The sequence below is a fragment of the Streptosporangium becharense genome (assembly GCF_014204985.1).
Classification (GTDB): Bacteria; Actinomycetota; Actinomycetes; order Streptosporangiales; family Streptosporangiaceae; genus Streptosporangium; species Streptosporangium becharense.
Window position 1 is genome coordinate 1,759,599 of the sequence record NZ_JACHMP010000001.1, and the last position, 11,002, is coordinate 1,770,600.

The 11,002-nt window shown below is 70.9% G+C and carries 10 protein-coding genes; 9 read left to right on the forward strand and 1 reads right to left on the reverse strand.

Annotation, left to right across the window (positions count from 1 at the left end):
- Nucleotides 1–42 precede the first annotated feature (42 nt).
- From lpdA to F4562_RS07565, 8 genes are all read left to right on the forward strand, one after another.
- Nucleotides 43–1,422, forward strand: a complete 1,380-nt coding sequence (lpdA, locus tag F4562_RS07530; protein ID WP_184541980.1) for a dihydrolipoyl dehydrogenase — start codon at nucleotides 43–45, stop codon at nucleotides 1,420–1,422.
- 34 nt (nucleotides 1,423–1,456) lie between these two features.
- Nucleotides 1,457–2,953 (forward strand): 2-oxoglutarate dehydrogenase, E2 component, dihydrolipoamide succinyltransferase, encoded by a 1,497-nt coding sequence (gene sucB / locus F4562_RS07535; RefSeq protein ID WP_184541982.1) that lies wholly within the window; start codon nucleotides 1,457–1,459, stop codon nucleotides 2,951–2,953.
- A 144-nt stretch (nucleotides 2,954–3,097) separates the two neighbouring features.
- On the forward strand, nucleotides 3,098–3,994 hold the full coding sequence (locus F4562_RS07540; RefSeq protein WP_184541984.1) for a TIGR01777 family oxidoreductase: 897 nt from the start codon (nucleotides 3,098–3,100) through the stop codon (nucleotides 3,992–3,994).
- Nucleotides 3,995–4,030: 36 nt separating this feature from the next.
- Nucleotides 4,031–4,768, forward strand: a complete 738-nt coding sequence (locus tag F4562_RS07545) for a Type 1 glutamine amidotransferase-like domain-containing protein (protein ID WP_184541985.1) — start codon at nucleotides 4,031–4,033, stop codon at nucleotides 4,766–4,768.
- A gap of 28 nt (nucleotides 4,769–4,796) precedes the next feature.
- Entirely contained in the window at nucleotides 4,797–5,474 is a 678-nt protein-coding gene (gene lipB, locus F4562_RS07550; RefSeq protein ID WP_184541987.1) for a lipoyl(octanoyl) transferase LipB, read from the forward strand.
- Between the two features lie 117 nt (nucleotides 5,475–5,591).
- Nucleotides 5,592–6,521: a lipoyl synthase gene (gene lipA / locus F4562_RS07555; protein ID WP_184541989.1), complete on the forward strand. Its 930-nt coding sequence runs from the start codon at nucleotides 5,592–5,594 to the stop codon at nucleotides 6,519–6,521.
- A 201-nt stretch (nucleotides 6,522–6,722) separates the two neighbouring features.
- On the forward strand, nucleotides 6,723–7,403 hold the full coding sequence (locus tag F4562_RS07560) for a DUF4191 domain-containing protein (protein WP_184541991.1): 681 nt from the start codon (nucleotides 6,723–6,725) through the stop codon (nucleotides 7,401–7,403).
- Nucleotides 7,403–8,197 (forward strand): class I SAM-dependent methyltransferase, encoded by a 795-nt coding sequence (locus F4562_RS07565; protein ID WP_184541993.1) that lies wholly within the window; start codon nucleotides 7,403–7,405, stop codon nucleotides 8,195–8,197. The genes F4562_RS07560 and F4562_RS07565 overlap by 1 nt, the downstream gene beginning before the upstream one ends.
- Nucleotides 8,198–8,563: 366 nt before the next feature.
- Here the strand turns inward: F4562_RS07565 and F4562_RS07570 are convergent, their stop codons facing one another.
- Entirely contained in the window at nucleotides 8,564–9,028 is a 465-nt protein-coding gene (locus F4562_RS07570; RefSeq protein ID WP_184541995.1) for an RDD family protein, read from the reverse strand.
- Between the two features lie 431 nt (nucleotides 9,029–9,459).
- On the opposite strand from F4562_RS07570, the gene glnA reads away from it, so the two are divergent.
- The gene (glnA, locus tag F4562_RS07575; protein ID WP_184541997.1) at nucleotides 9,460–10,884 is read left to right on the forward strand and encodes a type I glutamate--ammonia ligase; all 1,425 of its coding nucleotides are present in this window, start codon (nucleotides 9,460–9,462) and stop codon (nucleotides 10,882–10,884) included.
- Nucleotides 10,885–11,002 lie beyond the last annotated feature (118 nt).

Here is an 11,002-nt window from a genome sequence, read left to right on the forward strand (position 1 = left end):
CGACCGTGAACACGGTATTCCGATCCGACAAGGAGCTTTCCTGTGGCTGATGGCAGCGGCCCCTACGACATCGTCGTCCTGGGTGGCGGTAGCGGTGGGTACGCCTGTGCCCTGCGGGCGGCCGAGCTGGGCAAGACGGTCGCGCTGATCGAGAAGGACAAGATCGGCGGCACTTGCCTGCACCGGGGGTGCATCCCCACCAAGGCTCTTCTGCACTCCGCGGAAGTGGCCGACGAGACCCGGGAGAGCGCGGCCTTCGGCGTCAAGGCCCGGTTCGAGGGCATCGACGTGCCCTCGGTCCACGCGTTCAAGGACAAGATCGTCAGTCGCGCCTGGCGGGGCGTGCAGGGCCTGCTCAAGAGCAAGGGCATCACGATCGTCGAGGGCGAGGGCCGCCTCGCGGGCCCGAACCGGGTGGCCGTCGGTTCCGAGGTGTACGAGGGCCGCAACATCGTGCTGGCCACGGGTTCGGCGCCCAGGTCGCTGCCCGGCCTGGAGATCGACGGTGAGCGGGTCATCACCAGCGAGCACGCGCTCAGGCTCGACCGGGTGCCCACCTCGGTGGTCGTCCTGGGCGGCGGCGTCATCGGTGTCGAGTTCGCCAGCATCTGGCGTTCCTTCGGCGCCGAGGTGACCATCGTCGAGGCCCTGCCGCACCTGCTCCCGCTCGAGGAGGAGTCCAGCTCCAAGCTGCTGGAGCGCGCCTTCCGCCGCCGCGGCATCAAGCAGGAGCTGGGCGTCTTCTTCGACGGCGTCAAGACCACCGACACCGGCGTGGTCGTCACCCTGGCGAACGGCAAGACCATCGACGCCGAGCTGCTGCTCGTGGCGGTCGGTCGCGGCGCCGTCACCGCCGGCATGGGTTTCGAGGAGGCGGGCGTCGCGATCGAGCGCGGCACCGTCACCGTGGACGAGTTCTGCCAGACCAGCGTTCCGGGCGTGTACGCGGTCGGCGACCTCATCCCGACCCTGCAGCTGGCCCACGCCGGCTTCGCCGAGGGCATCCTGGTGGCCGAGCACATCGCCGGCCTGAACCCCGTGCCGATCGACTACGACGGCGTGCCGCGGATCACCTACTCCGACCCCGAGGTCGCCTCGGTGGGCATCACCTCCGCACAGGCCCGGGAGCGCGGTCACGAGATCGTCGAGTTCACCTACGACCTCGCGGGCAACCCCAAGAGCCAGATCCTGCAGACGCAGGGTGCGGTCAAGGTCATCGCCCAGAAGGACGGCCCGGTGCTCGGTGTCCACATGGTCGGCCGCCGTATCGGCGAGCTCGTGACCGAGGGTCAGCTGATCTACAACTGGGAGGCGCTCCCCTCCGAGGTGGCGCAGCTCATCCACGCGCACCCGACCCAGTCCGAGGCCGTCGGCGAGGCGATGCTGGCGCTGGCCGGCAAGCCGCTGCACGTCCACAACTAAGTAAGCCCTCCCCGGAACGCGAGAGAAGACACCAATGCCGAAGTCCGTACAGATGCCCCAGCTCGGTGAGAGCGTCACGGAGGGCACCGTCACCCGTTGGCTGAAGAAGGAGGGCGAGCGCGTCGAGGCCGACGAGCCGCTCCTCGAAGTCTCCACCGACAAGGTCGACACCGAGATCCCGTCGCCCGCGGCGGGCATCCTCACCAAGATCGTCGTCGCCGAGGACGAGACCGTCGAGGTGGGCGCCGAGCTCGCCGTCATCGACGAGAACGCCACCGAGGGCGCCGCTGTGGCGCCGGAGCCCGAGCCCCAGCCCGAGCCGGAGCCGGAGCCCGCCCCGCAGCAGCCGATCTCCTCGATCCCGCAGCCCGCCCCGCAGGCGGCGCCGGCCCCGCAGGCCGCTCCCGCCCCGGCCCCGCAGGCGGCCCCGGCTCCGCAGGCCGCTCCCGCTCCGCAGGCGGCGCCGCAGCCCGTTCCGGTCCAGGCCGCTCCCGCTCCGCAGGCCGCCCCGCCGTCCCCGATCGCCCCGGCCGCCCCCGCCGCGGCCCCGGCCGCTGCGGCGCCTTCCGGCGAGAGCCCGTACGTCACGCCGCTGGTGCGCAAGCTCGCCGCCGAGCACGACGTCGACCTGGAGGCGCTGACCGGCACCGGCGTCGGCGGACGCATCCGCAAGCAGGACGTCCTGGAGGCCGCGCGTGCCCAGCGCGAGCGCGCCGCCGCCCCGGCGCAGGCCGCGGCTCCGCAGGCCGCCGCCCCGGCGCAGGCCGCCGCCCCGGCGCCCGAGCCGGTCGCGGTCGACACCATCCTGCGCGGCCGTACGGAGAAGATGTCGCGCCTGCGCCAGACCATCGCCAAGCGCATGGTCGAGTCCCTCCAGGTCTCGGCGCAGCTCACCACCGTGGTCGAGGTCGACGTCACCAAGGTGGCCCGGCTGCGCGAGCAGGCGAAGGCCGAGTTCCAGCGGCGCGAGGGCGTCAAGCTCTCGTTCATGCCGTTCTTCGCCCTGGCCACCATCGAGGCGCTCAAGCAGCACCCGAAGCTGAACGCCACGATCAACAGCGAGACCAACGAGGTCACCTACTTCGACGCCGAGCACCTGGCCTTCGCGACGGACACCGAGCGCGGCCTGATCGTTCCGGTGATCAAGGACGCGGGTGACCTCAACATCGCCGGCCTCGCCCGTAAGATCGCCGACCTCGCCGAGCGCACCCGCACCAACAAGGTGAGCCCGGACGAGCTCGGCGGTGGCACGTTCACGCTGACCAACACCGGCAGCCGTGGCGCGCTGTTCGACACGCCGATCCTCAACCAGCCGCAGGTCGGCATGCTCGGCACCGGCGCGGTCGTCAAGCGGCCGGTGGTCCTCGACACCCCCGAGGGTGAGGTCATCGCCGTCCGCTCGATGGTGTACCTGGCGCTCAGCTACGACCACCGCCTGGTCGACGGCGCCGACGCCGCCCGCTTCCTGACGACGATCAAGCGTCGTCTCGAGGAGGGCCGTTTCGAGAACCAGCTGGGGCTCAACGCGTAAACTCCCGGCTTTCCCGCCTCCTCCGGGCCGGTCCGCGACGCGTGGGCCGGCCCGGTCGTCGTCTCCGGGGTCTCCGCTCCGTGGTGAGTCCGGCGGGTGTCCGCCTCCGAAGGTTCCGGTGGGAGGTCGGTTACATTGAACGACATGACGATCATCGTGACCGGTTCGTCCGGGCTGCTGGGATCGGCTCTGGTGCGGGCCCTGCGGGCCGACGGCGTCCGCGTGGTCCGCATGGTGCGGCGCCCGCCGCGGGGCGACGACGAGTCGTTCTGGGACCCGGAGAAGGGTGTCGTCGACCGGGCGGTCCTGGAGGGCTCGGAGGCGGTGGTCCACCTGGCCGGTGCGGGCATCGGCGACCGCCGCTGGAGCGACGCCTACAAGCGCGAGATCGTCCGCAGCCGCGTCCGGGGGACCGAGACCCTCGCCGGCGCGCTCGCGGACCTGGCAGGTGACGCTCCGGCGCTGCTGTCGGGTTCCGCGATCGGCTTCTACGGCGACACCGGAGACCGCGCGGTGGACGAGACGGCGCCGCCGGGCGAGGGGTTCCTCGCCCGGGAGGTGGTGGTGCCCTGGGAGGAGCGGACGGCGCCGGCCGAGGAGGCGGGCGTGCGGGTGGTCCGGCTGCGCACCGGCCTGGTGCTGAGCGGGCGGGGCGGCATGCTGGTGAAGATGCTGCCGGTCTTCAGGCTCGGTCTGGGCGCCCCCCTGGGCTCCGGGCGGCAGTACTGGTCGTGGATCTCCATCGACGACTGGGTCCACGCCGTCCGGCACATCCTGCGGAATCCGCAGATGTCAGGCCCGGTGAATCTGACGGCCCCCGAGCCGGTCACCAACGCGGAGTTCACCCGCGAGCTCGGCAGAGTCCTGCGTCGGCCCACGATGCCGCTGGCGGTGCCCGGCGCGGCGCTGCGCGCGGCCATGGGCGGGTTCGCCGGGGAAGGTGTGCTGATCGGCCAGCGGGTGCTCCCCCGGCGCCTGCTCGACGACGGCCACACGTTCCGGCATATGCGCCTCGGTGACGCACTGGCCGCCGTACTCTAGGGGGCCTGTTCACCGATGGAGCAGTGGGAGAACGATATGGGCAGGTCCGGGCAGTCGCACATTCTCGCGATCGGGGGCGGTTCCTTCCGCCCGTCCGCGCGTTACGGGTTCATCGAGGCGAGCCCCCTGCTCAGGTACGCCCTCGACCTCACCGGCCAGGACCGCCCCCGGCTGGGCCTGCTGGCCACCGCCACCGGTGACGACTCGGAGTGGCTGCTGAAGATGTACGGCGCGTTCCGCGAGTGGGACGTGGAGGTCAGCCACCTGACGGTCTTCCCGATGCCCAACGTCGACGACCCCCGGGAGTGGGTCCTGAGCCAGGACATGATCTACGTCAGCGGCGGCAGCGTGGCCAACCTGGCCGCCCTGTGGCGGCTGCACGGCCTGGACGAGATCTTCGAGGAGGCGTGGCGGGCCGGCGTGGTGCTGTCCGGCCAGAGCGCCGGCGCGCTCTGCTGGCACGTGGGCGGCAACACCGACTCCTTCGGGCCGACACTGCGGGTGTGGGCCGACGGCCTCGGCCTGCTGCCGTACGCCTGCGGGGTGCACTACGACTCCGACCCGCAGCGCCGCAGGCTGCTGCACGAGTCGGTGGCCTCCGGCGAACTGCCCGACGGCTACGCCGCCGACGAGGGGGTGGGCCTCCACTACGTGGGCACCGAGTTCATCCAGGCCGTCGCCGTCGACCGTGACGCCTACGCCTACCGGGTCGAGCACGACGGGGCGGGAGGGGCCAAGGAGTTCCGCATCGAGCCTCGGCTTCTCACGTCTTGATGAGCGGCGGGTCAATTACTCTTGATGCGTGAGTGAGCTGGCGTTCGTCCGTCTCGGTGTCGACTTCCCCTACGAGCAGGCTTGGGACCTCCAACGGCGGATCCACGCCCGGCGGGTCGCCGGTGAGATCCCCGACACCTGCCTGATGCTTGAACACGCGCCCGTCTACACGGCCGGCAGGCGCACCGCCCCGCACGAGCGGCCCACCGACGGCACCCCCGTCATCGACGTCGACCGCGGTGGCCGGATCACCTGGCACGGCCCCGGTCAGCTGGTCGGCTACCCCATCGTCAAGCTCGGCGAGCGGCTCGACGTCACCTCCTACGTCCGGCTGCTGGAGGAGACGCTCATCCACGTCTGCGCCGACTTCGGGGTGCAGGCGGGCCGGGTCGAGGGCCGCGGCGGCGTCTGGGTGGCCGGAGACCCCTCGCACGGGCTGCCCGACCGGAAGGTCGGCGCGATCGGCATCCGGGTCTCCGGCGGGGTGACGATGCACGGCTTCGCGCTCAACTGCTCCAACGACCCGAGCTGGTACAACCGGATCGTCCCCTGCGGGATCAGCGACGCCGGGGTCTCCTCGCTGTCGGCGGAGACGGGCCGCCGGATCGTGGTCGACGAGGTCCTGCCGTACGCCGAGAAGCACCTGGCGGAGGCGCTCGGCGCGCAGCCCTTCGAGCTGCCGGAGGAGGAGCTGTTCCGGCGGTGAGCCCCCTGTCGGCGCGGCCTCCGGCGGGACATAAGCTGGGGAGGTGAGCGAGCGTGACGATATGGACAGCACCTCGACGTACAGCACCTCGGTCCGGCGACCGATGAAGGAGCTCGCATGACCGTCGCCCCCGAAGGCCGAAAGCTCCTCCGTCTGGAGGTCCGCAACGCCGCGACCCCCATCGAGAAGAAGCCTGAGTGGATCAAAACCCGGTTCCGGACCGGCCCCAACCACACCGAGCTGCGGGCGCTCGTCCAGCGCGAGGGCCTGCACACGGTCTGTCAGGAGGCCGGGTGCCCCAACATCTCCGAGTGCTGGGAAGACCGTGAGGCCACCTTCCTCATCGGTGGTGACCAGTGCACCCGGCGCTGTGACTTCTGCCAGATCGACACCGGAAAGCCCAAGGCGTACGACACCGACGAGCCGCGCCGCGTGGCCGAGTCGGTGCGGCAGATGGGCCTGAACTACGCGACCGTGACCGGTGTCGCCCGCGACGACCTGCCCGACGGTGGCGCGTGGCTGTACGCCGAGACGGCGCGGCAGATCCACGACCTCCTGCCGGGCTGCGGCGTCGAACTGCTGGTGCCCGACTTCAACGGCGACCAGGCCCAGTTGGAGGAGGTCTTCTCCGCCAGGCCCGAGGTCTTCGCGCACAACGTCGAGACCGTGCCGCGGATCTTCAAGCGCATCCGGCCGGCGTTCCGCTACGAGCGGTCCCTGGAAGTGATCACCAAGGCCCGCCAGGCCGGGCTGGTGACCAAGTCGAACCTCATCCTCGGCATGGGCGAGGAGCGCGAGGAGGTCGTCCAGGCCATGCGCGACCTGCACGAGGCCGGCTGTGACCTGCTGACCGTGACCCAGTACCTGCGTCCCACCCCCCGGCACCACCCCGTGGACCGCTGGGTGAAGCCCGAGGAGTTCGTGGAGCTCCAGAAGGAGGCGGAGGCCATCGGTTTCGCCGGTGTCATGTCCGGCCCGCTGGTCCGTTCCTCCTACCGGGCCGGGCGGCTCTACAAGCAGGCCGTCGAGGCCCGTCAGCGCGCCTGACCCGTCGCGGACGCCCTCCCCCGCGCCGGTACGGGGGAGGGCGTCACGCGTCTGCGGGCCCCCGCGGCACCCGCCGGGGGTTCCGCGCACGCCCGCCCGCGCCGTCCCGGGCCATCCGCGTGTCGTCCGCCCGGGGTCCCGCGGGCCGGTCGGCAGGTCACGTTTTCACTTCTTGACCCCGGGATTTGTATCCTTCAGAACATGGCCAAGAAGCCCGAAGACTCAGAGCGCCCGGGGCGCGTCAAGCAGCTCCGCATGATCGCGCAGATCATCAAGCAGGCCAATCCCAAGGGGATGCCGATCGTCTACGCCTCGGCGCTCGGCACGCTGGCGTTGTGCATCGTGATCGGGCTGGTCACCGGCTGGTTCTGGTACCTGCTGTTCATCGGGATCATGCTGGCCATGACCGTCGGCCTCGTCGTCTTCGGCCAGTTGGCGCAGAAGGCGCAGTACTCCATGCTGCACGGCCAGGTCGGCGCCGCCGCCGCGATCCTGCAGAGCATGCGCGGCAACTGGCAGGTCACCCCCGCCGTCGCGGTCACCCGCGACCAGGACATCGTGCACCGCGTGGTCGGCTACCCCGGTGTCGTCCTGGTCTCCGAGGGGCCGGGCAACCGCGTGCAGAAGATGCTCGTGGCGGAGAAGAAGCGCATCCAGCGGATCGCGCTGGACATCCCCGTCTACGACATCCAGTCCGGTGACGGCGAGGGGCAGATCCCGCTGGCCAAGCTCCAGCGGCACCTGATGAAGCTGCCCCGCAACCTGAAGAAGCCCGCGATCTACGAGGTCAACAACCGGCTCAAGGCGCTGCCGCAGACGCTGCCGATGCCCAAGGGCCCGCTGCCGCGCGGGGCGAAGATGCCCAGGCCGAGGATTCGCTGATGACTCTCGCCGGGGTGAGCCGCCACGCGGTCGACGCGACGGTCACCTCCCGGGCCAACCGCGGCTGGTGGGACCGCTCCTCCGACGAGTACCAGGCCGAGCACGGCGAGTTCCTGCGTGACTCCGGCTTCGTCTGGTGCCCCGAGGGCCTGGACGAGACCGACGCCCGCCTGCTCGGCGACGTGGCGGGCAAGGACGTCCTGGAGATCGGCTGCGGCGCCGGCCAGTGCGGGCGGTGGCTGACGGGCCGGGGCGCCAGGGTGACCGGTTTCGACCTGTCGTTCCGCCAGCTCCAGCACTCCCGCCGGATCGACCTGGACACCGGTTCCTCGCTGCCGGTGGTTCAGGCCGACGCCGAGTCTCTGCCGTTCGCCGACGGCTCGTTCGACCTGGCCTGCTCGGCGTTCGGCGCGCTGCCGTTCGTGGCCGACGCGGGCGCCGTGCTGGCCGAGGCGCGCCGGGTGCTGCGCCCGGGGGGGCTGCTGGTCTTCTCGGTGACCCACCCGATCCGCTGGGCCTTCCCCGACGACCCGGGCCCCGCCGGGCTGACCTCCGACCGGTCCTACTTCGACCGGTCGCCGTACGTGGAGATGGGCGACGACGGGCAGCCGTCCTACGTCGAGCACCACCGCACGCTGGGCGACTGGGTGGGGCTCATCACCGCCGCCGGGCTGGTGCTGCGGAGCCTGACCGAGCCGGAGTGGCCGAGCGGCCACGAGCGTGAGTGGGGCGGCTGGAGCCCGCTGCGCGGCCGTCACCTGCCCGGCACCGCGATCTTCAGCTGCACGCGTTAGGCGCGCCGGACACGCGTTAGACGCGCCGAGCCGCACACGGCCGCGTCTCCGCCCCGCGACGGGGTGGAGGACGCGGCCGTTTCGTCGTGCGGGCTCTCCCCGCCGCGGGACGGACGGGGAGGTCACGTCCGGGCTCTCCCCGCCGCGGGACGGACGGGGAGGTCACGTCGCGGGGCCGCGCGGCCGGTCGGGTCCGTGCGTTCGTCCGTGCGGCCGGGTCGGGCCCATGAGACCGGTCCGTGCGGCCGGTTCGAAGACGGACGGCCGGGTTCAGTCCGGGATGGCTGGTTCGAAGACGGACGGCCGGGTTCAGTCCGGGATGGCTGGTTCGAAGACGGACGGCCGGGTTCGGCCCGGGTGACCGGTTCAGAGACGGACGACCACGGTGTTCGCCGCGCGATCGTGCAGGCCCCGCTGGTCGCGGTCCCAGATGAGGGCGGGCACGGCCAGGCACAGCAGGAACGTGCGCACCAGCACGGGGACGAAGCGGGGCTGCCCCCCGTCGAGCGCGGCGACCCGGACGCCGAACAGGCGCATCCCGAAGGTCATGCCCATGGTGCCGACCAGCAGGAGATACTCGGCCGCGAGGATCAGCACCGGCACCCACGGCTCCCTGGTGGGGTCGAGCCGCAGCAAGCCCTGCGTGATGGCCCAGGTGCAGATCAGCCAGTCGACCAGGACGGCACCGATCCTGCGGCCGAACCCGGCCACCGAGCCGCTGCCCTCCTGGGGCAGCCCGAGCCGCTCACCCGGGTATCCCAGGTCGATTCCGGCCGACCGGACGCCACCGAGCCATGTCTGGGTCCAACGGGGCTGCTGCCTGCTGCTCATGACCTCAACGGTAGCCGCCCGGAGCTCCGCCCCCGCACTCGCCCGGCGCCGCCCCCCGCACTCGCCCGGCGCCGCCCCCCGCCCTCGCCCGGTGCCGGGCCCGGCGCCGAGTCCGGCGCCGGTGACCCGGATGATTCGGTGAGCCCCGTACGGGCCGGCGCCGGGCCCGGAGGATCCCGCGAGCCACACGACACGGGCGTCCCCCGCGGCTCTCACGCCTTGGTGGCGTCGAGGGCGGGGGCGGCGGCCCCCACGCCCGGCCATGACGTGAAACTCGGGCAAAGAACAGCAGGTCAGGGGGTGTGCGTCCCGCACCGGGGGCTAGCGTGAAGGCGGCTCCCCCTTAACAAGGGTGAAACAAACGGGACACGGGGCAGAAACGGCGAAGGCATACCTTAAGTCTGATTACCCGTGCCCCATGGGAGGTTCGCGTGTTCAACTCCGCCGATGAGGTCCTGAAGTTCATCAAGGACGAAGGCGTGCAGTTCGTTGACGTCAGGTTCACCGACCTGCCGGGGACGACGCACCACTTCACCTTCCCTTCCGAGAACTTCGGGGCCGGTGTCTTCACCGACGGTCTCATGTTCGACGGGTCGTCGATCCGTGGGTTCCAGGCCATCCATGAGTCGGACATGCTCCTGCTGCCCGATCCGTCGACGGCGGTGCTCGACCCCTTCCGCCAGCACAAGACGCTCAACATCAACTTCTTCGTGCACGACCCGCTGACGGGCGAGGCGTACAGCCGTGACCCGCGCAACGTCGCCCGCAAGGCGGAGGAATACCTCAAGGGCACCGGCATCGCCGACACCGTCTACTTCGGCCCCGAGGCCGAGTTCTACATCTTCGACGACGTGCGGTTCGAGACCAGCGCGCACGCCAGCTACTACCACATCGACTCCATCGAGGGCGCCTGGAACACCGGCAAGGCCCAGGAGGGCGGCAACCTCGGTTACAAGCCGCGTTTCAAGGGCGGCTACTTCCCGGTTCCGCCGATGGACCACTTCACCGACCTGCGCTCGGAGATGGTGCGCCGGCTCATCGACGCCGGCATCGAGGTCGAGATGCAGCACCACGAGGTGGGAACGGCCGGCCAGGCGGAGATCGACTTCCGCTTCAACACGCTGCTCAAGGCCGCCGACACCATGATGCTGTACAAGTACATCGTCAAGAGCACGGCGCTGGAGCACGGCCACACGGTCACCTTCATGCCCAAGCCGATCTTCGGTGACAACGGCTCCGGCATGCACTGCCACCAGTCGCTCTGGAAGGACGGCGAGCCGCTCTTCTACGACGAGGTCGGCTACGCCGGGCTGTCCGACACCGCCCGTTACTACATCGGCGGGCTGCTCAAGCACGCCCCGTCGCTGCTGGCCTTCACCAACCCGACGGTCAACTCCTACCACCGTCTGGTGCCCGGCTACGAGGCCCCGGTCAACCTGGTGTACTCCCAGCGCAACCGCTCGGCGTGCATCCGCATCCCGATCACGGGTTCCAACCCGAAGGCCAAGCGCATCGAGTTCCGCGTGCCGGACCCGTCGTGCAACCCGTACTTCGCCTTCGCCGCCCAGCTGATGGCGGGCATCGACGGCATCCGCAACAAGATCGAGCCGGTCGAGCCGGTCGACAAGGACCTCTACGAGCTTCCTCCGGAGGAGGCCCGCAACATCCCACAGGTGCCGGGCACGCTCGCCGAGGTGCTCGACGCGCTCGAGGCCGACCACGAGTACCTGCTGGAGGGCGGCGTCTTCACGCCGGACCTGATCGAGACCTGGATCTCCTACAAGCGGGAGAACGAGATCGACCCGATCCGGCTGCGTCCGCACCCGCACGAGTTCGAGCTGTACTACGACGTGTGACGCCGTAGGACGGGGGGTGTTGCCACCCGTTCCGGGCTCGCCGCCCGCTCCGGACGTGTCCGGGGCGGGCGGTTCCGTTGAGGGGCCGCCGACCGGCCGTCTGATCAAGATCCGGTCG